25 protein-coding genes are annotated in these 24944 nt (G+C 36.7%); 13 read left to right on the forward strand and 12 right to left on the reverse strand.

Translation table 11 applies throughout. The features are described 5' to 3' along the window. Positions 1–174: 174 nt before the first annotated feature. From NSQ18_RS05655 to NSQ18_RS05675, 5 genes are all read left to right on the forward strand, one after another. On the forward strand, positions 175–1815 hold the full coding sequence (locus tag NSQ18_RS05655; RefSeq protein ID WP_339289378.1) for an amidohydrolase: 1641 nt from the start codon (positions 175–177) through the stop codon (positions 1813–1815). Next, entirely contained in the window at positions 1802–2002 is a 201-nt protein-coding gene (locus NSQ18_RS05660; RefSeq protein ID WP_016838801.1) for a DUF3311 domain-containing protein, read from the forward strand. The genes NSQ18_RS05655 and NSQ18_RS05660 overlap by 14 nt, the downstream gene beginning before the upstream one ends. Next, complete coding sequence (locus NSQ18_RS05665) at positions 1999–3513, forward strand: sodium:solute symporter family protein (RefSeq protein WP_339289380.1); 1515 nt, start codon at positions 1999–2001, stop codon at positions 3511–3513. The genes NSQ18_RS05660 and NSQ18_RS05665 overlap by 4 nt, the downstream gene beginning before the upstream one ends. A 20-nt stretch (positions 3514–3533) precedes the next feature. Next, positions 3534–4784, forward strand: coding sequence for a Zn-dependent hydrolase (locus NSQ18_RS05670; RefSeq protein ID WP_016838799.1), 1251 nt, complete (start codon positions 3534–3536; stop codon positions 4782–4784). Positions 4785–4867: 83 nt separating this feature from the next. Next, positions 4868–5299: a hypothetical protein gene (locus NSQ18_RS05675; RefSeq protein ID WP_016838798.1), complete on the forward strand. Its 432-nt coding sequence runs from the start codon at positions 4868–4870 to the stop codon at positions 5297–5299. A gap of 245 nt (positions 5300–5544) precedes the next feature. On the opposite strand, the gene NSQ18_RS05680 is transcribed toward NSQ18_RS05675, so the two are convergent. Together NSQ18_RS05680 and NSQ18_RS05685 are read right to left on the reverse strand one after the other, a co-directional pair. After that, complete coding sequence (locus NSQ18_RS05680) at positions 5545–6168, reverse strand: ECF transporter S component (protein ID WP_016838797.1); 624 nt, start codon at positions 6166–6168, stop codon at positions 5545–5547. Positions 6169–6517: 349 nt separating this feature from the next. After that, positions 6518–8044, reverse strand: a complete 1527-nt coding sequence (locus tag NSQ18_RS05685) for a CoA-acylating methylmalonate-semialdehyde dehydrogenase (protein WP_016838796.1) — start codon at positions 8042–8044, stop codon at positions 6518–6520. A gap of 312 nt (positions 8045–8356) precedes the next feature. On the opposite strand from NSQ18_RS05685, the gene NSQ18_RS05690 reads away from it, so the two are divergent. The 3 genes from NSQ18_RS05690 (at position 8357) to NSQ18_RS05700 (ending at position 11357) form a co-directional block, all read left to right on the forward strand. After that, positions 8357–8869, forward strand: a complete 513-nt coding sequence (locus NSQ18_RS05690; RefSeq protein WP_168411882.1) for a DUF2269 family protein — start codon at positions 8357–8359, stop codon at positions 8867–8869. A 344-nt stretch (positions 8870–9213) separates the two neighbouring features. Continuing rightward, entirely contained in the window at positions 9214–10110 is an 897-nt protein-coding gene (locus NSQ18_RS05695; RefSeq protein WP_016838793.1) for an Rpn family recombination-promoting nuclease/putative transposase, read from the forward strand. A 350-nt stretch (positions 10111–10460) separates the two neighbouring features. Beyond that, positions 10461–11357 carry a DMT family transporter gene (locus NSQ18_RS05700; protein ID WP_016838792.1) on the forward strand — a complete coding sequence of 299 codons (897 nt, stop codon included), beginning with the start codon at positions 10461–10463 and terminating at the stop codon, positions 11355–11357. A 163-nt stretch (positions 11358–11520) separates the two neighbouring features. On the opposite strand, the gene NSQ18_RS05705 is transcribed toward NSQ18_RS05700, so the two are convergent. Then, positions 11521–12150 carry a GyrI-like domain-containing protein gene (locus NSQ18_RS05705; protein ID WP_339289383.1) on the reverse strand — a complete coding sequence of 210 codons (630 nt, stop codon included), beginning with the start codon at positions 12148–12150 and terminating at the stop codon, positions 11521–11523. A 233-nt stretch (positions 12151–12383) separates the two neighbouring features. Between NSQ18_RS05705 and NSQ18_RS05710 the strand changes: the two genes are divergently transcribed. Further along, complete coding sequence (locus NSQ18_RS05710; protein WP_016838790.1) at positions 12384–12911, forward strand: DUF2179 domain-containing protein; 528 nt, start codon at positions 12384–12386, stop codon at positions 12909–12911. A gap of 134 nt (positions 12912–13045) precedes the next feature. On the opposite strand, the gene NSQ18_RS05715 is transcribed toward NSQ18_RS05710, so the two are convergent. Next, positions 13046–13900 carry a fructosamine kinase family protein gene (locus NSQ18_RS05715; RefSeq protein WP_083839537.1) on the reverse strand — a complete coding sequence of 285 codons (855 nt, stop codon included), beginning with the start codon at positions 13898–13900 and terminating at the stop codon, positions 13046–13048. A gap of 1077 nt (positions 13901–14977) precedes the next feature. On the opposite strand from NSQ18_RS05715, the gene NSQ18_RS05720 reads away from it, so the two are divergent. Next, positions 14978–15628 (forward strand): GHKL domain-containing protein, encoded by a 651-nt coding sequence (locus NSQ18_RS05720; protein WP_026019102.1) that lies wholly within the window; start codon positions 14978–14980, stop codon positions 15626–15628. 15 nt (positions 15629–15643) lie between these two features. Further along, positions 15644–16417 carry a LytTR family DNA-binding domain-containing protein gene (locus NSQ18_RS05725; RefSeq protein ID WP_016838787.1) on the forward strand — a complete coding sequence of 258 codons (774 nt, stop codon included), beginning with the start codon at positions 15644–15646 and terminating at the stop codon, positions 16415–16417. 110 nt (positions 16418–16527) lie between these two features. Here the strand turns inward: NSQ18_RS05725 and NSQ18_RS05730 are convergent, their stop codons facing one another. After that, positions 16528–17124, reverse strand: a complete 597-nt coding sequence (locus NSQ18_RS05730; RefSeq protein ID WP_016838786.1) for a nitroreductase — start codon at positions 17122–17124, stop codon at positions 16528–16530. 148 nt (positions 17125–17272) lie between these two features. Continuing rightward, positions 17273–17806: an amidase domain-containing protein gene (locus tag NSQ18_RS05735; protein ID WP_026019101.1), complete on the reverse strand. Its 534-nt coding sequence runs from the start codon at positions 17804–17806 to the stop codon at positions 17273–17275. Positions 17807–18020: 214 nt separating this feature from the next. Between NSQ18_RS05735 and NSQ18_RS05740 the strand changes: the two genes are divergently transcribed. Continuing rightward, a complete protein-coding gene (locus NSQ18_RS05740) occupies positions 18021–19049 on the forward strand; it encodes a DUF2804 domain-containing protein (protein WP_016838784.1) in 1029 nt (342 codons plus the stop codon). Between the two features lie 350 nt (positions 19050–19399). On the opposite strand, the gene NSQ18_RS05745 is transcribed toward NSQ18_RS05740, so the two are convergent. Further along, complete coding sequence (locus tag NSQ18_RS05745) at positions 19400–20119, reverse strand: glycerophosphodiester phosphodiesterase (RefSeq protein ID WP_339289387.1); 720 nt, start codon at positions 20117–20119, stop codon at positions 19400–19402. A 93-nt stretch (positions 20120–20212) separates the two neighbouring features. Beyond that, on the reverse strand, positions 20213–20788 hold the full coding sequence (locus NSQ18_RS05750; protein ID WP_016838782.1) for a TetR/AcrR family transcriptional regulator: 576 nt from the start codon (positions 20786–20788) through the stop codon (positions 20213–20215). 100 nt (positions 20789–20888) lie between these two features. Here NSQ18_RS05750 and NSQ18_RS05755 point away from each other — a divergent pair, with 100 nt between their 5' ends. Continuing rightward, the gene (locus NSQ18_RS05755; protein ID WP_339289389.1) at positions 20889–21413 is read left to right on the forward strand and encodes a hypothetical protein; all 525 of its coding nucleotides are present in this window, start codon (positions 20889–20891) and stop codon (positions 21411–21413) included. A 53-nt stretch (positions 21414–21466) separates the two neighbouring features. On the opposite strand, the gene NSQ18_RS05760 is transcribed toward NSQ18_RS05755, so the two are convergent. The 4 genes from NSQ18_RS05760 to NSQ18_RS05775 form a co-directional block, all read right to left on the reverse strand. Beyond that, positions 21467–22672 carry a hypothetical protein gene (locus tag NSQ18_RS05760; RefSeq protein WP_339289391.1) on the reverse strand — a complete coding sequence of 402 codons (1206 nt, stop codon included), beginning with the start codon at positions 22670–22672 and terminating at the stop codon, positions 21467–21469. A 34-nt stretch (positions 22673–22706) separates the two neighbouring features. Continuing rightward, positions 22707–24050, reverse strand: a complete 1344-nt coding sequence (locus NSQ18_RS05765; protein ID WP_339289393.1) for an S-layer homology domain-containing protein — start codon at positions 24048–24050, stop codon at positions 22707–22709. Positions 24051–24140: 90 nt separating this feature from the next. After that, positions 24141–24590: a hypothetical protein gene (locus NSQ18_RS05770; RefSeq protein WP_339289395.1), complete on the reverse strand. Its 450-nt coding sequence runs from the start codon at positions 24588–24590 to the stop codon at positions 24141–24143. 15 nt (positions 24591–24605) lie between these two features. Further along, positions 24606–24911, reverse strand: a complete 306-nt coding sequence (locus tag NSQ18_RS05775; protein WP_016838776.1) for a hypothetical protein — start codon at positions 24909–24911, stop codon at positions 24606–24608. Positions 24912–24944: the final 33 nt, after the last annotated feature.

The raw sequence follows: 24944 nt of genomic DNA on the forward strand, positions 1-24944 counted from the left end.
CAGTATAATAGAGAAATAATATAACTTTTTGTAGTTACGATATGTATAATCATACTTGAAAGTATTTAACAAAGTGTCTATATTTTTCTGAATTTTATAAATGTTAAATTTATTATACCTATACACTAATCCCTTTCTAGGTGTATAGGTATTTTTTGTATAAGGGGTGAATGTATGTTTTTTGCAGATTATGTATTTTATGATGGAGAAGTAATCACAGTAGATCGGTTTGATTCAGTCGTTGATTGTGTTTGTGTAAAAGGAAGAAAAATTCTTGCAACAGGTGAATACAATTCTCTCCAACACTTGATAGGTCCAAATACAAAACGGATTCGTTTAAATGGAAGATCTCTTCTTCCAGGGTTTAATGATGCCCATTTACATCTTGTTTTATATGGAGTAAATCAACTAGCCATCAATTGCAAAGAATCTGGAATGGACTCCTTAGAAGCCATTCTTCATGCCTTATCAGAAAAGGCGAAAAGCACTCCCCCCGGAAGATGGATTCGAGCATGGGGATTTAATGAAAGAAAAGTAACAGAACAGCGCTACCCTACACTGGAGGAATTAGATGCCATCTCAACAGAACACCCTATTATCATTACTAGAACATGTGGCCACATTTCCGTTGTCAATAGCAAAGCATTGAAACTTGCAAATATTGATCAACACACACCTAATCCTCAAGGAGGTATCATTGAAAAAGATCAAAACGGCCATTTTACTGGTCGACTTATTGAAGCAGCAAATATGGAAATGAATCAAGTTGCCAGCTATACGGAAGAAGAGTTGTTAAAAGCGATTGAAATTGCCAATCGGGATTTTTTAGCAGCTGGCATAACAAGTGTTGGTGAAGCTGGAGCGTTTAATGCGGATAGTTTTCGAGCACTCCAAATTGCGAGTCAACAAGGCTTGTTGCAATTACGAATATATGCATTATTAGGTTCATTAGTTGATTCAAAAGACTTTCTAAAGAAAATCATAGCCTCTGGAACGCTCACTGGGACAGGCAATGAATGGTTCAAATTAGGACCCGTTAAATTATTTTTGGATGGTAGCAGCACTGGCCCAACCATTGCAACGCGTGAAGGATATACAAGTGATCCAGCAAATCATGGCATTCTCTATTACTCTGAAGAAGAGATTTATAACATTTTAGGACATGCTCATAAACTGGGGTATCAAATTACCGTACATGCTCAAGGAGATAAGGCAATTGAAATGTATTTGAATGTTGTTGAGCGAGCATTGAAAGAACACCCGCGAAAAGATCATCGCCATCGTATTGAACATGCTGGCATTTCGACTCCAGATTTGCAAAAGCGAATAAAGGAACTAGGCTTGATTCCTGTTCCAAATCCGCCATTCCATTATGAGTTTGGTGAATCGTATATCCACAATTACGGAGAGCGAGTTCGTTACATGTACCCCGTTCGAGATTTCATTGATCAAGGCATTCTGGCAGCAGCTGGTTCAGACTCCCCTGTTACAGACTACAATCCTTTAATTGGAATTCATACAGCAGTGAATCGTAAAACGAGCGAAGGGACGCCGATTGGAGAAAATCAATCCATCAACGTTTTAGAAGCAATCAGAATGTATACTTACAACGGTGCTTATGCCTCCTTTGAAGAGCACATAAAAGGTAGCATCGAACCAGGAAAACTTGCTGATCTCGTTGTGCTAAATGATAGCATTTTGAATATTCATCCTCATCACATTAAAGATTTACAAGTGGATTTAACAATGATTGATGGAAACATTCTTTATCAGAGAAAGGATTCAAAGGAGGTAGGATTCTATGAAGTACATTAAATTGTTGCTGATTATTCCTTTTATTGGGATGATTGTCTGTCTCCCAATGGTGAATCGCATTGAACCTTATGTATTTGGCTTGCCTTTTTTATTATTTTGGATTGTGTTTTGGATGATTCTTTCATCAGTCATCATGGCCATTATTTATCGATTTGATCCAGATAATAAGGAAGGTGAAGCTGAATGAATACTTCATTAATCATTATTTTTGCCTTTGCCCTATTCGCTTTGTATTTAGGGATTCGTTCATCTCGCGGGAAAGATATTAATTTAGATGAATTTGCTGTCGGTAATAAAGGTTTCGGAACGCTATTTGTGTTCTTGTTAATTGCTGGGGAAGTTTATACAACATTTACGTTCTTAGGAGGTAGTGGTTGGGCATATTCTAATGGTGCAGCAGCCTTTTATGTCCCTGCTTATATTTGCTTGGCGTACGTGTTATCCTATTGGCTCATTCCAAAAGTTTGGCGATATTCAAAAGATCATCACATTATTTCTCAGCCAAGCTATTTTGCATCCTTTTATAAAAGTACAGCTTTAGGGATTATCGTTGCGATTCTCGGAACAGCCGCTCTCGTTCCTTATATTATGATTCAATTAAAAGGTTTAGGGATTATTGTATCAGAGGCATCTTATGGCGCAATCTCCCCTGCTATCGCAAGTACAATTGGAGCGGTTATTGTAACAACGTACGTCATTATTTCAGGTATGCACGGTTCTGCTTGGACAGCCGTTGTGAAAGATATAATGATTCTAGCCGTGATTATCTTCTTAGGGCTATATATTCCTTATCATTACTTCGGTGGAATCCGACCATTGTTTGAAGCTGTACAAGCTACACAGCCAGAAAAATTAACACTTGCAGATTCCGGTTTTAGTATTTCTTGGTTTATTTCAACTGTGTTATTAAACGCACTCGGCTTTTATTTGCTTCCAAACTCGTTCTCTGTCGCGTTAACGGCTAACAGTGAAAAAGCATTACGGAAGAATGCGATTACATTGCCACTCTATACATTATTATTATTGTTCGCCTTTTTCATCGGCTTTGCGGCAATCGTGCAAATACCTGGATTGCAAGGTTCTGAAGGAGATTTGTCGTTATTGCGTTTATCCATTCAAACTTTTGACCCTTGGGTAATTGGAGTCGTTGGTGCAGCTGGATTATTAACAGCGTTAGTTCCTGCTTCCGTTATGTTAAATTCCGCTTCCATTGGTCTTACAACAGGAATTTACCGTGTCATTAATCCAAATGCTAGCGAACGAAAGCAATTGCTCCTATCCAAAATACTTATCGTTGTTATCGTCATCATCGCCCTTTACTTCGCTGTAAATGGTAGTGATGCTCTAGCGATGTTAAACATTTTATCGTATGCGATTATTACGCAATTAGCACCTGGACTGTTGTTTAGCTTCTCAAAGAAACCATTGTTGAATAAGTACGGGGTTATTGCAGGGATCTTAGCTGCGGTTGCAGTGATTTTCTACATGAGTTTAACAGGAGCTAAGATTGCAACCTTCTTCCCTAACGTTCCAACATTTATTAACGACATTAGTACAGGCATGCTTGCTCTAATCCTGAACTTCATTGTTGCCATTTGCGTGAGTTTGCTAACGAAAAGTTTGGTGAAGGAAAAAGAGGAAGAAGCGGTATTGCAACAAAGCCCTGCACAACTAGAGGAAACATTTATCACAAAATAATTTGATTGGAGGAATGGAATATGAAAGTTTGTAATGCAAATCGACTTCGTGAAACGATTGAAGCTTTTGCAGAGATTGGGAAAACGAAAAATAATGGTGTAACGCGCCTATCCCTCTCTAAAGAAGATATTGAAGCACGAAAATATTTTATTAAATGCTGTGAAGAGTTAGGAATGTCCATAAAAATTGATGACATGGCCAATATTTATGCCACACTGCCAGGTAAAAAGGATCTTCCTCCTATCCTTATGGGTTCGCATCTAGATTCTGTTGAAAAAGGCGGTCGTTTCGATGGAGTTTTAGGAGTGGTGACACCGTTAGAAGTCGTTCGCACTTTGAAAGATTTAAACATAGAACTAGAATTTCCAATTACACTTGTGAACTTCACGAATGAAGAGGGCGCCCGCTTTGACCCAGCGATGATGAGTTCTGGCGTACTGACAGGGAAATTTGATAAAGAAAAAATGCTGAAATCCACAGATAAAAACGGCATTACTTTTGGAGAAGCTCTCGAAAATAGCGGATTTAAAGGTGATGAGCAAAACCGTTTGAAAGAAGGAACAGCCTTTATCGAACTTCATATTGAACAAGGTCCTGTCCTTGAGTCCGAACAGAAAGAAATTGGAGTGGTTGAAGGCGTCGTTGGAATGGTGTGCTACGAAATTACAGTGAAAGGTGAATCCAACCATGCCGGTACTTTCCCAATGAAACATCGAAAGGATGCCCTCTTCTTAGCGGCTGATTTAATTACACATTTAAAACAAGAACTCGGAAAACTTGATGAAGAACTCGTGTATACAATGGGGCGAGTCAATGTGCATCCAAACATTCATACAGTGGTGCCAAATCTAGTGAAATTTACGCTAGAATCTCGCCATAAAGATCCGAACGTCATTAAACAAGTGGAAACAATCATTCACTCACTCCCTACCGAGTCGAATGGATGTACCGTTAGCTTTGAGAAGCTTTGGGGCCGTGATACAGTTCCATTTGATGAAACGATTGTAAATACAATTGAATCCGTAAGCAAATCATTAGGATATTCTACTAGAAGAATGTACAGCGGGGCTGGCCACGATGCGCAGTTTATTGCAAGCATTGTTCCAACAGCGATGATTTTTGTACCGAGTGTAGGTGGACGCAGCCACTGTGAAGAAGAGTTAACTTACTACGAAGATTGTTATAAAGGTGCCAACGTATTGTTGCAAACTTTACTTTCCCTTCACGATCACTATTTATCAAAATATTCATCAGCTTCGAAAAATCAATAAAAATACCATTAGCATTCTCCATTGGGGAATGCTATTTTTCTATCAGTCTTCCAGTAATTTCATTTCATAATTGGAGATGAGTTATGAGAAAAGCTGCGGTTTTAACATTATTCTTTATATTTTTTATCGCTTCTTCTGTTCATGCTTTAAATTGGGCATACCCTTTTGTTGTTTGGGATGGAAAAATTTACGAAGTAATGCTTGAGGAAAAAGTGGAGGAATGGGATATTGGAAAAGTTATAGGAAAAGTAAAAGTTGAAGCGGATGATATGACAGGTGAATATTATGGAGATGCTTCAAACTTTTTTAAAAAGGGAACGAAATATTTTGAAATAAAAGGCATTCCCACTTCAACAGCCATTGCAGTAGAACATGACGGACATTGGGTAAAGGCCGTTTATATGGAGAAAGCCCCTTTTCATCCCATGAACATTTTGACGAATAAGCTGTTTATCGCATTGATTGTCATTGGGATGATTGGGGCTGGTGTCTATTATATGAAAAAGAGAAAATGAAGAGAGCAAAGGGTTTCTGATTTGCTCTTTTTCTTTTTAAAGCATCGTCTAAGTAGCTGAGAATTGCCAAATCCAGCAACTTTACCGCCAATGAAAAATTCCATAAAGAAAACAATCAATCAAGAATTGGCCATCTAGAAAAACCCCAACTTTCTAGATGGCTCTCTTTCTACTGTCTTTTGTTAGCTGCAAATTTATTAAACCGGCGGAATTTTAGTAGCATGTAATACCGAATATTTTCGTTCTTATTTCTTCGCGATTTTTAGCAACGGCGGCACCACCACTGCTGTAGCTACTGCTGCCAGCGTGGCTTCGGCAATGCCATTGGTGAAAAACACCGTTAACACGGCAGCTATAACGCCAAGCACGCTATCCACTTTCATTGCTTGCGCATAAGCGTCATGGAACACTAAAGCAATAGACCCCATAATCAAAAACGTATGTAAAACCGTAGTCAATAGTCCCGTTAAAAATAAAGACACTTTCAGATTGGATTTCATCTTTGCCAAAACTTTTTGAAGGAACTTATAAAGAAAATATGGAAGAATACCGACTATCACCCTTGGCACAATGGCAATAAATAGCGCCCATAAACTGCCTTGGCTTGTCCCTAACACAGGGATAGCTGGTGAAAAAGCGAAAGATAATAAGGTTGGTGCAATTGTATTCGTAATAACACTTGAAATTCCAAAGGCAAGTCCGAGAAAAGCCCCAATTCTTGGTCCTAAAATAATAGAAGCAATAATGATTGGAATATGAATAATTGTAGCTTTAATCACACCTAAATGAATAAATCCAATGGGTGTAAGCGCAAATAATAAAATGATTGCTAAAAATACGGTTGTTAGCGTAAAATCTCTTATTTTCATAACTAATCCCCTTTTTATAACGATCTAGTATGAAACGGTTACTCTAAGATTTTCCCATGAATGCTCGAAATTGTCATTCATAAAATATTTCACTATTGTATTCATTTTTTATGAATCTGCATTGAACAATGGATTTTCTACCTATCTTCTCTATATTAAGATAATTTATCGATATTAATGGACGCGGCATTCTTTAAAACTAGGCCGCATTGTTCTCTGCAATGAAAACCTACATCATCTCATAAAAAAAGCCGCCTAGAAAGGAAATACCCTCTCTAGACAGCCTCATAAGGGGGATTTTTATATTTTTACTTAGGAAAGCAAAGAACCTATTACCCCAAATGAAGAATTATTTTGTATTGTCATTGCTAGGGAATGCAAATGTAACTTTTGATTCTGTATCCACATCAAGCCATTTTTCAGAAATTGTTTTTCTCTTCGTGTAGAAGTTCGCTTGATCTGGACCGAACATTACACCTGTACCGAAATTTGAACGTTTCCAACCAGCGAAGTTGTGATATCCTACTGGAATTGGGATTGGCACGTTGACACCAACCATTCCTACTTCGATTTCGTCTTGGAACTTGCGAGCAGCTGCACCATTGTTCGTAAAGATTGTTACACCATTACCAAGTTCATGGGAATTAATGATATCAATTGCTTCTTGTAAAGAATCTGCTCTCACCACAATTCGTACAGGGCCGAATACCTCATATTTAAAGATTTCCATATCTGGCGTCACTTCATCTAGTAAAGTTGGACCTAAATAGAAACCATTTAAAGTTTTCAAGATTTCAGGATTTCTGCCATCTGTTACAAGTTTTGCTCCTTCTTTTAGGCTTCGCTCAAGATAGCCAAGAATCGTTTCTTTTGATTCTTTCGAAATAACCGGACCGAAGTCTACATTATCGTCTGTATATGGACCTACTTTTAATTTCTCGATTTTTTCTTTTAAGATGGCAACGAGTTTATCTGCCGTTTCTTTCCCCACTGGAATTACTCCTGATAGTGCCATACAACGCTGGGAAGCTGCACCATAAGCCGCTCCAATAAATGCATTTGCCGCCTTTTCTAAATCCGCATCTGGCATGACAATCATAAAGTTTTTACCGCCGCCAAGCGCCGCTACCCGCTTATTATATTTCGTTCCAGTGTGATAAATATACTCCGCAATTGGTGTTGAACCTACAAAGTGAATCGCTTGTACTGTATCGTTTTCTAGCAATTCATTTACCGCCTCTTTATCTCCATTAATAACCGTCCATACACCATCTGGTAATCCTGCTTCTTTCCAAAGGTTTGAAATATATAGCGCAGAAATCGGCACTTTTTCTGATGGTTTTAAAATAACGGCATTTCCTACGGCAACCGCCATACTTGTTTGAGCAAGCGGCACCATAACTGGGAAGTTAAACGGTGAAATAGCTGCCACAACTCCAAGAGGATCTTTGCGGGAGAATGCATTAATATCGCCACCTACATTTACGGAATACTCCCCTTTTACCATGTGTGGAGCATTAATCGCTAAATCTACTGATTCTAAACCGCGCTGAATTTCTCCACGAGCGTCTTCTTTCGTCTTACCGCTTTCCTCACAAATAATTTCGATTAATTCTTCTTGGTTTTCTGCAATCAGTTGGCGGAATCTTTGCACAATCTCAGATCTTTTTCCGCCAGACATCGCCTTCCATTTTGGAAAAGCATTTTTCGCCACTTCAATCGCATGTCGAACTTCTTCTCGAGTCGCAAGTGGTACGCGTGCAATAACTTCTCCTGTGCACGGATTGTACACATTCGAAAAACGACCACTTGTTCCAGGCACTAACGAACCATTTATAAAATGTTGTAACTCACGAATTTTTTGTTCAACTGCCATATTATACACCCCTTGTATTGTTTAATTTAAATATTCTCTTCCTCCAAATATGTCCAGCTGTTGTCCTGTTATCCATAACTGTAATGGAAACGGAATGAAAATGTAATGGACAGATAGTAAACAACAAAATGAATTTATTTAACAGAATGTATAAGTTCATTGATTGATATAGTCATGACTCCACTCTTGCGTAAGACCATAGATGTAGAGAAAAATACACCTGCCGCTCATTAAAAGCTTATTATGTTCCTACTATAATCATTCTTGTGTTAATAATCATCCATCCATTAAGCAACTCGGAGGTTTAATAATATGAAAAAAATCGGCCCAAAAGGCATGAAGTGGTTAAAGATCATCCATGTGTTTCTAGTAGTAGTCTTTTTCGGAGGCATTTTAAGTTCGATTGTATTAAATTTACATATTGATTTCACAAAATATGATGAATCCTATCTCGGCTATAAAAATATGATTATCCTTAGCGATTATATCGTTCGATTGGGTGCTGTAGGGACTTTATTAATCGGATTTGTTTACGGTTTTTTCACCAATTGGGGATTTTTTAAGCATCGATGGGTTGGCGTTAAATTTGTTCTATATATCATCCAAACAATCGTCGGTATTTTTATTGTTGACGAATTAATGGTGAGAAATATGGAATTGTTGGAAGCGCAAAAAGAAATGGCAATCAGCAATCCAACTTTCGTTCAAAACCATAAAGTCATGCAATCTGCAGTGTTCTTCCAAATCACCGTAACCATTTTCATCTTCGTTATTTCGTACTTAAAACCTTGGCGGAAGAAAAAAGTTCAAGCGAAACAAAGTTAAAACTACAAAAAAGCGTGGCCGTTGAAACCACGCTTTTTTATTTTATACTGTGGAAACATCCATATCATTACAATGGATGTAGCTTTAAAATAAAAGGCAACCCCCTCACTTGTTCTTTCGTAACGACTGCACCAAAGTACATCAAACCTCTCAAAGAAAGCTTGAAATTCACATTCCCATTTCGACTTATATCCAATTACGGTTTCATCCTGTAAACCTTGATAAACACAACTACCAAAGGACATCTGGATTTATTTATATCTGCCGCCGACCGCTGTCATAGCACCAATCATTAAACGATAAAGTAGTGTAAGAGAATTCCTGATTCCTACGAGGTGATGAGTTTGAGCAACTATAAAAAAGCAGCTCTTCAAAAATTGATGGATTTGAAAATTGATGTTGCCTTCCAAAAGGTGATTGGCTGGGAACAGCATCATAACGTGACGCTCACTTTTTTAAATGAGATCCTGAACCGAGAGCCGAGACAAAAGATTCAACGCATCACCGTTCCATCCAATTACTTTTATGAAGAAAATATACTAGCACCCGTCCATTTTATCGGTATTACAAAAGACAGCAAAAAACTGCATATATTAATTAACTTTTTTAATCGTTTCGATATTGTAAAACGCTCTCTTTATTACGCAACGAAAGCCTATGCAGAACAAAGTGAAAACGACTTGCAACCTGTTATTTTCATCAACCTTTTAAGCTATGAATTATTCAATCAAACCGAAAACTTTCATGCGGTTTATCTTTTGCAAGAGCAACATACTGGCACTCCCCTCCCCGATGTATTCGAATTGCATTTCATCGAATATCCAAAAATAATACGGGATTTTGAAGCGAAAAAAATCGATCCTTGGAACGACGCAAAGGCAAGATGGCTTTTACTGCTTGCAATCGTTGACCATCGCAATGGAAATGTATATAACGACATTTATAAAGAGTTAGATCTAATCTCTTTAAGGGATGACCACATTCGAGCAGCATTGAATCGTTGGAAAGAGTTAAGCCAGTCAAAAGATGAAATGGAAGTCTATGAGGAACGCTTGAAGCAAACACTTGAAGAGGAGGTGGAAGTGCGGGAAGCAAAACGTCGTGAAGATGAAGCCTTTGAAAAAGGAGCAAAAAAGCTGCAAATGGAAATTGCAAAAAAAATGCTTGCTGAACAAATGGATATCCAATCCATTTCAAAAATCACTGGGCTATCTCTAAAGGAGATTCAAGAATTAAGGTAGTTATATTCTTCAAAGCATGCGTGTTGTTCTGTTGAAATAAACTATTGTCGATGATGGGGTTATTTATTTGGACTGATGTGTTCTAAAGGCGTTCTTTTTTGCAACGCTTTTTATTTTTGCTTTCGTTCGCTAATCTGCCCTCTACAATTCACCAAATATCTATAGAAACGTAGAAACCATACTATTTTATCCCCCTCTGTTCATATTTCTCAATGTCTACTAGTTGACTAATACGAATATGTAATGATAGTCTATCTCTTGATTTTAATTTATCGAATATTAATAATCTTCTAAATTTATATCCTGTTATCGCTTAATGATGAATCAATCTCTATGGGGAGGGATTTAAAATGAACAAATGGCTTTTTAGCATGTTAGTCATCTTAACAACCTTTTTAATGGGTTCATCTTTTGCTATCGGTAAGATTGGCCTTTCATATACAACACCGCTTTTATTAGTCGGCATACGTTTTTCTTTAGCAGGAGTGATTATGGCCATCGCTGTTCGATTATTAAGAATCCCTCATCCTAAAGCCTTTTTCCAATGGATCAAAATCGCTGTCATCGGTTCCTTTCAAACAGCTGGCGTTATGTCATGTATCTTTCTCAGCTTAAGGACAATTTCAGCGGGGCAATCTTCCATATTAACATTTATGAACCCACTTTTAGTCGTTATCTTTGGAACGATTTTTATGAAATTATCGTATAACCTACGCCAATGGACAGGTGTGATATTAGGTTTTATTGGAGTATTCATAACCCTTGGGGCGAAGTTAAGTTTTGAAATCGGGTCGATCCTCGCATTTCTATCTGCAGTTTCATGGGCAATTGGCACATTGCTCATAAAAAAATGGGGAAATGAATTTAATACATGGGTATTGACGGCCTACCAAATGTTATTTGGCGGCATCATATTGTTAATTGGAAGTCTGATTTTAGAAAATCCCTACTTCCGAATAACCGGCACATCCATTTCTATCGTATTGTGGCTCGCCATTATGGCATCCATCGTCCAATTTGCAGGCTGGTTTTATTTGCTTCAAAAAGGCGATCCCGGCAAAACAAGCGCCTTTTTGTTCTTGGCACCATTTTTCGGGGTTCTTTCTGGATGGTTAATATTAGATGAAACGATTAATTGGTATGTGACCATCGGAGGTCTTTGCATATTTACTGGAATCTTCTTAGTGAACTGGACTAGCAGCAGGAAGATGGAGGCTGGCTCGTTGGAAACTTCATTAAATAAATAAAAATATTTCTTTTTCATGCCAAATAAAATCAATGGGCATAGCAGTTTCATTTACTTTCTGCTATGCCCCTCTAACATTCTGCTAATCAGCCAGTGAAAGTAATCAAAATATCCTTGCACGGAGACCCACCATTTTATCCTAAGCTACAATAACTGATAAACCCCTATTTCATTTCTTCCACTTTAAACCTTAACACTGTTTTTAATTTTTCCGGTGCCGTTTTTCTCGGATCTGAAATATAGATTTCTTTATGGGTTTTTTCTGCCCGCTTTAAGTTATTTTCTGCACAATACTGTTCCATCCGTTCGAAAGTTTCCCATTCATCATCGAAACTGCCGATATGCATCGCTTGTACACATAACCCTTCCGAAATCGTTTCAAATTGAACTTGGTTGACATCCAAATCCGGCTTTTTCTTCTTCACCGTATCCCGTGCATATTGAAACAATTCTTCCGTTACAAAATCCGGTTGCCGAATCATTAATTTATACACGAGATGATTTTTATCCAAATAATCTTTCGTTCTCCCCTCTTCATCCAAATCCCAATGCCCTTCCAATGGAAACACGGTATATTCATAATACCCTTCCGGCGTAATCCCCTTTTTCGGCATCATTCGAATCGCATAGGATAAAGCATAAAGAATTTCGATATGCTCTTGAAATGGTTTCTCGTTCGGATTTCCCTTGCCATCAATCGGAAAAAATTTCATCGATGGCACATGAATAGTGGTTGGTTGTGTGCCGGGCAAGTAAAGTTCTTTTAAATGTTTTCTCCATTCAAATTTACTCATTTATTATCACTCTTTTCTTACAAAACATTTTATCTTCTGTTAATATCAATATTATTGCATAGCATTACCGGAAACGGATTAAAATCATTCACTGAAGAAACACTTTCACTCAAATTATTGACACAATCAGGAAATTCTTTGCATTTTAGCTACAATGGATATAAGTATCTTAGACAATGCCTAGTTATGAGTACAATACTAAAAGCGATAATCGCTAAAGAAAGGGATTAAGGATGACAAATATTCTCCTCATCTTAGTTTTACAGTTGATTTATGTTCCATTGCTTACATTGCGCACAATCTTTTTAGTCAAAAACTTAACGTTCCTAGCAGCAATGATTGGAACGTTAGAAATGCTCATTTACGTCTTTGGGCTTTCCCTCGTATTCAGCGGGGATCAAAGTTTTCTTGCAATGATTGTATATGCAGTCGGCTTTGGATTAGGTATCTTTTTAGGAACGAAAATTGAAAATAAATTAGCGATTGGTTACGTGTATGTAACCATCAATACTCAAACGAAAAACCATGAATTAATTAATACACTCCGCTCCAACGGTTTTGCTGTTACAACCTACGTTGGTGAAGGACGAGACAGCGAACGTTACAAATATGAGATTTTAGCAAAACGAAATCGTGAGAAAGAGCTCTTTGAACTCGTTAACTCCATCGAGCCAAAAGCATTCATTATTTCCTATGAACCGAAATCCTTTAAAGGCGGTTTCCTTGTTGATCGAATGAAAAAACATAAAAATCATTCATAACAAATTCATTTTGAGACAGCGAAGATTGCGGAATCTTGTCTCGACAACCGCAGAAGCAAAGAGTAAAAGATTATTGGACAAGTGGGGGTGTCTGGAAAGTTATACGACTTTCTAGACACCCCTATAATATGCTTTTATCCTACATATCGGCGTAATATGCGATCCACCGATGGACCATATGATTCCCCAAATATATTTAAATGTACTAATAAATAATAGAGTTGATACAATTCTTTGCGCTCTTCATATTCTGGTGAAAGCGGGAATACCGATTGATATGCCTCGTAAAATCGTCGAGAAAAACCACCGAATAATTCCGTAAAAGCAAGTTCCATTTCATGATCTCCGAATAGGATTGCAGGGTCAATTAAATACGGAACCCCTTCCGGACCCGTCATCCAATTACCTCCCCACAAATCCCCATGCAATAAGCAAGACTTTGGTGTTCTCGGAATCCACTCATCTAATCTCTCCATCAGTTTTACAAGCCTTTTTTCGCGTGTCTGTCCCATTGTACCTGAAGCTTTTCCCCGCTTCCATTGGCCAACTAAACGCACGTCCCGATAATATTCTACCCAATCATCCATCAATCGATTTTGTTGCGGCAACTTTCCAATATAACTTTCCCCTTCTAAACCATATCCTTTTGCATCGGCAAGGTGAAGTGCTGCTAGACGTTCTCCTAATAGCGCATCCGTTTCATAAGTCTTTTTCCCTTCAATCCACTCTAGCCAAAGCATGGGAATGCCTTCTATTTCTAAGCAACTTAATACATTTGGTACATTGATTGTACCGGTCCCCTGAATCATTTTCAGCCCGCGCTCTTCAAATTGGAAAAAGCCGATATTCATTTGTTGATTCAGCTTTACAAAATATTCATGTTGATTTGTTAGCACATAATATGCTTTATTAATATCGCCGCCGGATACTGGATGAATTTCTTGAATTTTTTCGTGGGGTGAAATCGTTTGTAATCCTTTTTTTATCATCGTAATCAATTTGACCACCCTTATCATTGTTCTATCGATTAATACTATCCTCAAATAAAAATAATAAATCAAAATTACTATGGTTTCTTTTCTAATGTTCTTTTTTAAGATACAAACAATATAGTCAAGTCTTTCATCCATATAAAATTATCTTTTCCGAAATAATAATCATAGTTCTTTTTCACTACTTTTTTGGATCGTTTATATTTTCCTTCATTATTATTCCAATATAGATAAACTCTCTAATATCGTTGATTTTCAACTGATTATCAATAACGTTAATGAGGTTAAATAGAACGATTATGAGTTTTCTTATGAATATCTTTTTATATTTGTTATCATTATTTTGATAGTATATTTATCCCATAAAAATTGCAAAATTATGAAATTATAAAATTCCGAAAAATAGATATTTTGATAGATACTCTAGGAAATTTACTTTTTCCTTTAGAGAGGAAGATTCATATTATCCAATATAGTTTAGGGCTGATTGGGACTCTATACACGATTATTGCCCTTCATTACACGTTAAACATTAGTTTTTCATTAAAAAATGTATTTTATATCATGCTTTTGATTGTGCTTCCCTCCCTCATCTCATATTATTTTTTTCCTGTTTGGGTTGGGATTTTTATATCATTCATTACGATTTGTGTTGTATTTTTCTATATTACGAGAACAACTAAAGCTCTCTATCATGTGTTATTACTAATTATTGGACAAATGATTTCATACTCTCTAACGAAAATTTTCATGTTGCCAATTGAGTTAAACGCTTTCGCTTGGCTAGAGCATGTTTTTATGATTCTATTAAATGTAATCTTTGTATATATTTTCTTCAAGCGATTAAATAAAGGAATTGAATTTACTAATTTCACTATGAATATGCAATTATTTATTTTTTTTATTTTATGTTCCTCATTCATAGTGTTTCTGATAAACATTTTTTTTAGCACATTAATGGTAGATAGTTTTTGGATATATGTTTATTTTTTTACACAATTTCTGTATCTCGTTATTCTATTGACCGTGCTGTATTTGTTGCAACGTCAATTCCACAAAAATCAGCATTTAAAGATGGAAATGGTGAAACAGAATCAGTTGTCAAATTATATTGTTGCGCTTGAAACAATTAATGAAGATATGAAGCATTTTCGCCATGATTATGCTAATATCCTCTTTACACTGCAAACATTTATCGAAACAGAAGACATACAAGGATTAAAACATTATTTCCAATCTCGAATCTTAAAAGTAGAACAGCAAACACTCCTAACCAACAAAGCATTTTGCCAAATTAAAAACTTAAAACTCATGGAGTTAAAGGGGTTAATCGCTTCAAAACTGCTCATTGCTGAACAATTAGGGATAAATGTTCATCTAGAAATTCCGGAAGAGGTCCATACAGCTCCCGCTGATATGATTGACTTATCACGAATCATTGGAATCTTAATTGATAACGCAATTGAAGCAAGTGAAAAAGCATCTACTAAACAAATTCAAATTGGATTCATTCAAACTCCTTCATCAATGTTAATTGTCATAAAAAATACTTTTGATGAAATGCCGGATATGAATCTATTATTTAAAGGATATTATTCTACAAAAGGGGAAGGACGCGGAATCGGACTTGTCAATGTAAGAAAACTATTGCATAAATACCCGAATGCAACTATGAATACTCGCATCGAAAATGGATGGTTTATCCAAGAATTAGAATTTCGCTAGACGGAGGTGCCGAGTGTGAATATTGTAATTTGTGAAGATAACTATGAACATCGACAATTTATTCAATCTCAAATTTTAAAATATTCAACTTTTCATGAACCTAGTATAGAAATTGTATTATCTACAGGGCATGCCGAGGATGTGTTAAGTTTTATTGAAGAGCAACGAGGGGATTGTTATTTTCTCGACATTGAGCTAAATAATGAAAAGATGAGGGGTTTGGAGTTAGCTGCTGCAATACGCAAAAAAGATCCATTGACCAACATTATTTTTATTACACAACACGCAGATCAACTTCAACTTACTTTTTCGTATAAAATCGCTGCATTGGACTTTATCGTAAAAGATAGCCCCACTCTACTATCAAAACAAATTATCGATGCTTTAAAAGTGGCCTTCGAGCGTTATAAACAACTGGGTGAATCGAAGGAAGAACCCATTTTCCAAATTAAAATAGGAGAAAAAATTAAAAATATTTTATTGGACGATATTTACTATTTTGAAACATCCCATATCATTCATAAAATCATGCTCTATGAAAAAAATGGCTGTTATGAGTATTATGGGAAACTAAAAGAAATTGAGAAAATTGATGACCGCTTTTTCCGATGCCACAAAAGTTACGTCATCAATTTACAGCATGTAAAAGAAATAAATAAAAAAGATCGCATTGTCATTATGACAAATGGCGGTATATGCCAAGTTTCTCATCGCAATTTGCGTCTTATGCAAAGACGGTTAGATGAATTTTTATGCAATTGTTTAGAAAAACAGAAAATCAAAGCTTGACCCACTTAACCTTAAGTCGTCAGGTTGATTAAAAAATCAGCGCCTCCGAATTGTTTTGCTTGCATTAACCAAATCGGAGGCGCATTTTTTTCGTATTTTAATCATTGCATCTATTCTTCTTTATGCTCTTCTTCGTTCTCACCAAAAATTGTCACAATCTCGTCAGATTTTTTACGATCTTTTCCTTTTGGCAGTTCATCAAAATAACCAAATTGCACCATGCCTACAATTCGTTCTCCAGGCTTTACTCCTAGTGCTTTACGAAAATCTGGTTTATCTAAAAATTCCGGAGTTTTCCAACAAGATCCAATGCCGTAATCCCATGCTAGAAGCATCATATTTTGAATGAGTGCACATGCTGCTGCAAAGTCTTCTAATCGTTCCTTTTGGCGAGGGTCTTCTGGAACAATCACAAACACATAACCACCTGGTGTTGTGAATTTTTGCATGCGTTTTTCTACTTCTTCCTCCGAAAGCGTTCTCCAATCCGGAATCGTTGTATTGCGCAGTAAATCATGAAGTTGGAACAGTTCTTTACCACATGCCACGACAAGTCGCCAAGGTTCACGGTTTTGATGATTTGGCGCCCAAACGGCATCATCTATAATTTGCAATAAATCCGCTCGATCTACAGGCTGTCCGTTGAATTTTTTAATCGATCGTCTTCCGATAATGGCTTCTCTTACCGTTAACGCTTGTTCATTCATTCGTTCATTACTCTCCTTAAAAATATAGGTTGAACTTTATTACGTTTATCTCCAAACAACCTTATCACAAAACTTGTTGAATTTAAATATCCATTATTAGAGCCTCTATTCTTTATTATATAACACACTTCCTATTCGGTCGAAAACGTTAATAGAATATATCATCTATTTTAAAGAAATAATATTGTATATTTGGCGTATAGGCATATGAATTGGAATAATCATAGTGTCGGTCCGCACTAGGTCCTGTATGGGCATGAACGTAAGGAACACCATCAATCACGCTTGTCACAATAGTGCTATGATCGATGACTCCATTCCCTTGAAAGTCATAAAAAATTACATCTCCAGGTTCTAATTCGGAAGGAGTATAAACACGCTTAGCCGTTAACCCTGCTTTAGCACTCTCCAAATACCATCTTAAACTATGAGCAACCGCCCAACTATAACTCCATGTTTCATTTGGATAATAGTATTCTCTCGCTCCAACTTTCCAGCCATCCGTAATCCACCAACCCTTGTTTCGATTCGGATAACCTGACATCGGAGCTCCTCCTGCACGCAGCGCTTGTGATACAAAATTTGTACAATCCACTGTAAAAATAGGATAATTTGGATTAAACGAATCCCACCAAGTTCTTGCATAATCGACAGCTGCTTGCCGATTGTAATAAATTGCTATTTGCTTACCTCCTTTTTTCCATCATCTTATGAATAAATCGCTGTTTTCTGAACTTCCTACATATTGTTCTAATCAAGAAAAAATTGTAAAATTCTGATACAATATTATTTATGAATATCTATGTATCCAAATTATTTTAATGGTAAATTTTTGAAATTTCATCATATATTTATTAGGGAATTCTTTTGAATTATGGATTGAGAGGATGTTGACATTGGTGCAGCATGCTGAAAGAGAAATTTTTGAGTGGACTCGTTTATGCGATAAAAAGGGAAATTTAAATCCTGCTGCTATTGGTTATGCTAGAAAACCAATTATCGAATGTAATTTATCTGGACATTTTATGCGAAAGAAGAAATGGAATTATTGGTGTTGTTACGGAGAAGATGTATTATTTTCTGTTACGATTTGTCATTTTGATTACGCTGTTTCTTGCTTTATTTACTTTCTAGAATATGAAACTCAACGTTTCTTTGAAAAAACCGTTACTATTCCATTAGGCGTTGTAAAAAAATTGAAAATGCCAACTCGTGTACTTGAACCAATTCGATTTACAAACGGCGAAATCAATGTCAATATCTCTAATTTTCAAAATCAAACATTGCTAGCGGTTAGTTGCGATAACTTTGACAACGAACCTCTAAATGTCAATTTAAAGATCTTGCATCCTGTTGACGATGAATCGTTGAATGTCGTCGTACCTTGGAACCGCCATACTTTCCAATTTACCGCAAAGCATCACATACTGCCGACGAAAGGATTTATCAAACTTGGAAATAAGCGATATGAGTTTCATGAGGAAGAATGTTTTAGCGTATTGGATTTTGGAAGAGGTGTCTGGCCACGGGAAGTGATATGGAATTGGGCAAATGCTTCCCAGCGACTTCGCAATAAGCGAGTAGGGTTAAATTTTGGAGGTAAGTGGACGGACGGTACAGGTATGACAGAAAACGCTGTATTCGTAGATGGAAAAATGACAAAAATCCATGAAGACGTCATTTTTGAATATGATCGCTCTAATTTCAAAAAACCTTGGTACATTACAACAAAGTTTACCGACTCCATCATGCTTACCTTCCATCCATTTTTTGAAAGGGTAGCAAAAACCGATTTAAAGCTTGTGCAATCAGAAGTGCATCAGCTAGTTGGCTATTATAACGGTAAAGTCAAATTGGAAGATGGAAGTACCCTCATCATTCAACAAATGTTAGGCTGTATTGAGGAACATGTTGCTAAGTGGTAACAAAAGTGAATTAAAAGCTTATGTTGATGCTTTTCTACTGACTGACGCTTACGTATTTTCACAAAACAATTGCAACGATGTAAACCACCGCACGAAAAGATTGAATAAAAGAATTTGAGCCTGACCAAAAGTTTGGCACTTTTCGGTTAGGCTCTTTTTTCATTTAATTTACATGATTAATTGTTTATTTTCATTCGCCAAAATAGAATTGGAAACTTTTACCTTGCTCTTCCCACCTAATTGTTCCATCACAATTTCACCAATTTTTCTCTTCCAGTTACCTTTTCAATCTTGAAAATAGAAAAAACCTCTTTGAATCTCGACTCTTTCAAAGAGGTTTGCTTTATTAATTATTTCTTTAGAACTTCATACAGTTCTTCTGGACAATCCGTAATGATTCCTGCCACTCCTAAATGCAGTAACATTTTCGCTTGTTCTTTATCATTGATTGTATATACCCTAATAGGTATCCCAGCCTTTAATGCCTCCAATACCGAACGCCGCCTTACTGCCCTATATGCTACATGAAGAGCATTTGCTGGAAATAAAGTCCGGTACCACTTCATGTTTAATATGCTGTAAGAAAACAACGGAGCCGTTTCAATATCTGGTGCTAGCTCTGCCATTCGCTTAACAGCTTCGTGATCGAAGGAAGAAATAATGACCCGATCTCTTAATTGAAATTGATCTACTTCTTGTAAGACAAGATCTTCCAACCCTGGATAGAGAAATTTATCTGATTTCAATTCAATATTTATCTTATGATGAGTATCTTTGAATAAATCAAGCACTTCCGCTAATATAGGGATTTTTTCGCCCTGGAATTTTGGATGGAACCAAGAACCAAAATCAAACTTCCGCAATTCTTCCAACGTCATGTCTTTAACGTATCCTTTTCCATTGGACGTTCGATTAATTTTTTCATCGTGAATGACAACAATTTTTCTGTCCTTTGTAAGATGAACATCCAACTCGACACCGGTAATCTTCAGCTTTGCCGCCGCTTTAAAAGCCGCGAGTGTATTCTCAGGATACTTTGATGAATAGCCTCTATGGGCAAAAATGTGCATGAAGTAACTCCCTTCGCTAAACAATTCCATATAGATGTGATTCACTCTATTCATGCAGGGCTGCGAACACTTTACCTTGCACTCCTCATTCAACTATTCCACAAAAATTCGATTCAACTCTTTCTCCAATAAATAGCGTATGCGGTCTCTTTCAATTGGAACCAGCCCCATTAATATATGTAAAGCAATTCCGTCAATTAACGCATGCAACAAAACAATTTCTTCTTCCAACAGGATATCCTCTTTTAATAAACCCGCTTTTTGCAAACGATGTAAAATCCCCACAATAGCTTCATGCACTGATTCTTTTTGTAACTCCTTTTTGCGAATTTTATAGGAGATATACTCTAGCCATACTTGCATTTCTATTTTCTTTTCTTCAGGAGGAATCAACTCCATTAATATATTGAGCACTTGCTCTTTAGGAGGAAGCGGGCTTTGGATGTGCTCCATGATTCGTTCTGTTACTTGTTCTTGAACGAGCTGCATCGCAAACTCCAACAATTCTTCTTGCGTTTGAAAATAATGACGAACAGCTCCTAGTGAAAGATTCGCCTCCTTTGCAATCGAACGAACAGAAGCACCACCTAACCCCTCCCTTGCAATTACATTCCAAGTTGCTTTCGCGATGATTTTTCTTCTTTCTTCATGGTCAACAATTTTTGGCATGTTTTTATTATAACATGTTTTAATACAGTTGTATTAAATAATAAAACGTAGTATTATTTTAATACAGATGTATTAAATAAATTGTGAGGTGAGCTATTGAATGCTCTTTTGGATCATTGCCGCTGAAATTGCTTTCTGGATTGTGATTATGGCAGGGCTTTTCACTCGATATATATGGAAACGAAATAGACTCAGCATCTTCTTTTTCTTACTCACACCCGTTATAGATTTTGCATTGCTAGTACTAACTGCAATCGATTTGAAAAACGGAGCCACAGCAAGTTTTGCCCATGGTCTTGCTGCTATTTATATTGGTGTATCCATTGCTTACGGTAAATCTATGATTGCCTGGGCAGACAGCAAATTCCAAAGTTGGATATTAAAGAAGCCTTCCAAGAAAAAAATATTATATGGCAAGGCTAAAGCTGTTTATGAAATGAAGATGTGGGGCCGCCATCTTTTAGCGTATATCATTGGATGTAGCCTCCTTGGCCTTATGATATGGTATGTTGGGGAAGAAATTGATCCACTTATGCGTGTTTTAAATTTGTGGACTATTGTATTGGTTATAGACTTCATCATCTGTCTATCATACGTGATCTTTCCAAAAAAAGAGAAGAAATGAGGATAATTTTTGCGTACTTTGTTAGACAAGGTGCGTATTTTTATTGATTGTTACTAGATAATACTAGAGATTTCAAATACTGGTGATATATCCGCTGGGGAGCTTTGTATAGTTTGAGTTGCATTGGTCGAGATATTGACTGCACACGAACCATATTCTCCTCCACCATCATCTGGAGCACCAGGTCCACCATTCGGGCCAATGGTAAAGGTTACAGTGGCTGTTGCTGTACGCATAACCGCATCGGTGATGGTTAATTGTACCTTATAGGTTCCTTCTGCGGTTGGCGTGAATTGCGTTAAGGCTGTAGGGCTGATATAACTTCCGTCATAGCGATTCATATGTGGCTTTTCAGGATTATCAACCCCTTTATTCGTAATCAAATTTCCTTCTACCTTTTGACCGACAATTGAAGGTCCCTCAATTACCTCTAATTTATAATAGACTCGGTCACGCACATTCCCATATCTATCATTTGCAACATACTCGAATCCTTCAAAATCCATGAATATCGGTTTATTCGGAGTCGAATAATCATTGGTATTGCGCAACGTGAATGATGTAATGTCTGGATAATCCGTTTGATAGATTTCTAGACAGGTTTCATTGCTACTTCTGCATTCGTTTGATGCTTCACCACCACTGTAACTTGCTAACTCTCGAATGTAGTAATAAGTTCCAAGTACTTCCCCTGTATACGTACTAAAATTATATTTTGGTGTGTAGCTTAAAACGTACTCAGGATTTCCGTTAAACATTCGTTCAATATCGGTTTCATCAAACATCTCAATTAATTGTACGTTAAATGTTTCTGTTTCTTCACTAGGGTGCACAGGCTCATTTGGTTTCGCAAAATTGACATCAACAGGAGCTAGTAGATAATAAAACGGTTTCTTATAGGCGTAAACTGTATGATCTCCCCAACGTCCTTCAGCGTTAAAATATTCATTGGATTCTGGCAAAGGTGTTGCGCCATCCTCTACATGACCACGATAAACCGTTGGATATCGTAATGGCCCGAACCATTGTAACCGACCTAAATGATTCGCCATAAATCCATTTTGACGACCCGCAGGTCCAGGAGTTAGCACATCTGTATATAATAATGTATTTACTGTCCAATCATACATGGGAATACTGTCATTGGCTGCTTGTGCAGTTATCGTTGGCCATGATGGAAGATAGGGTAAAAAGTTAGAGATTACAATAAAGCCAATAATTAACCATACTCTTAATTTACTTCCGATATTTTTTTTCAATCAGTTTTCACCCCCTTTCTAAGTGAGTAATTCTTTACCATAATGGATTTGCATAATCGTGTTTCTTGCATCGAATGCCATCCATTTCAAGACACTTATATTGTGGTTCTCGTACATGCATAATAAATTCCTCTTTCAATTGGTTGACACCTATTTGGATTTCATACCCATCAATATAAATCAATTCCATATTTTCGAAGAAAACATCATTTCTATTTATTCTTGCCTCTTCCGCTTTTTCTGCAATCATCGGACTCAAAATATCAACGAATTTCTTAGGGTACGCGATTTTTAACCATGCTTGAGCTAATTGTTCCGCATCTTTTTCACGATAATCGAAATTGATTTTACCCATATCCTCCCCATGACCTATGAAATATAACATGACATTTTGTAGTCTCTTGATAGGGTTTTTATATCCTTCTCGAGTTACTTGAATTTCATGAGCATAAGCAAATCCAGTCATTGGTTGTATCTTTAAGTCTAACGAACGTAACTCGTCTAATCCCTCTTGATAAATTTTTAAAGATTTAGGATTCAAATCAAAAGAATTCACTAGAAACGGCTTTCTTTCCGTAAATACATCTTGATTTTCTTTATAAATAGCGATTAACTGTTTTGCGATTTCATCAGAAGTATTTAACATAATAAGATCCGAATCATCTTCAATTTTTTCATCTTCCTCAGTTGGCAGTCCGATATTATTCATGGCTCTGTACATGAAAACCGCATAATGCATACGAGATAACGGTTCTGCTGGGCGGAACGTGCCATCTTCAAATCCAGTTGTGATGCCAGCTTTTTGAATGGCTTCTATATATGAAGCAAAAGGATGTTCCATTGGGATATCTTTAAATGTTTGTTCCGTTACCTTTTCTGGAATATCCAAATTAAAAGCAATGGCTAACGCTTTCGCCATTTCGCCGCGCGTCATATTTTGAGTTGGATTAAAGAATCTTCTACTATCCACTTCAAAAATACCCGCCATTTGAAGTTCTTTAATTTGGTCATGGTAAACATGTGTTGGTGGAATATCCCGATATTGTTGATATGGTACAGTTGGTTTTAGGTCTGTTGCGCGGCTAACTAAGACCGCCGCATGTTGACGGCTAATCATTTGATTCGGCTTGAATGTGCCATCTTCATAGCCTGTAATAATGCCTTTGTTCACCATCTCATTAATAATGTCATAATACGTATGAGTTGTTGGTACATCTTTAAATGTTTTTACCGCCGCAACCGTATAAACCGATGTGCGTAATTCTTGTTGTAATGTTTCAGCATTTACTTCAGTTATTGGATTGAAAACAGTTGGTACTGTTAAAGCCAATGCTAATGCGGATGCTGCGATAAATGACTTTTTCTTACATAGTTTCATATACATGACTCCCTTCCTAGAAACTTCTTTCTATACCTTTATTTTACCTTATATGCCGATAGTCGCAAATTTCGCTCGGTTGTTACGCTTTTAAACATGCTTCGTCAAAGGGAGTTGTGGAATAAACTTCTGAAAAGTAATTTCTTCGTCGCTACTAATAAATTCTTTGTCATTTATTCCGTATATCATAACGCCGTTTTCTTTTTGATGAATGGATACAACTCTGTATTTCATTCCTTTTTTGAGCTTGCGTAGGATGATGCCATTTCTTGAACATGTCCGAACATGATCGCCTAATACTTCAAGTTCTCCGAGACTAATAATGAATTGCTTCCTATCTATATCTTTAATGTATAAACCACCTTCAATTTCGCCGATATTACCTTCAATATGGTATAAATACTTCGTGGTTCCTTTATCTAAGTATTCTTTGCTTTCAATTAATCTATCACCCTCTTTTCGATATAAAGGAGTAACTAATGTACAAGTGATACTTCCAATCGGTTGTGAATGAGTTTCTTCCTTTAATAAGGACACCATAAAGCAACACCCCTTCTAATTATTTAGACAATCCATTTCGCTATATCCATTTTTGGCAGCATCCCTTTTAGATGAATAGATTTCATCTGCTTGATAAGGGAATTCGCATGACTCATACCAAAATCGCTTATATCCATCAACTTCTCCTGCTAAAATACGGTCTTTAAAATTCAAGCGAGAACCAACAAAGGCATACTTATGATAAAACACTGTATCCAGTTGGGAAGGATAGCCTTGGAAAAAGGCAAGTATCGAAATATCATCGACGGTGTTATACCAATCTTCTTTTGGTATGAGCGGCATAACAAACTTATAAGTCACGTCTAGTCGTAACTTTGAAAACCTCTTCCCAAA

The sequence above is a fragment of the Ureibacillus sp. FSL K6-0786 genome (assembly GCF_037965165.1).
Classification (GTDB): domain Bacteria; phylum Bacillota; class Bacilli; order Bacillales_A; family Planococcaceae; genus Ureibacillus; species Ureibacillus thermosphaericus.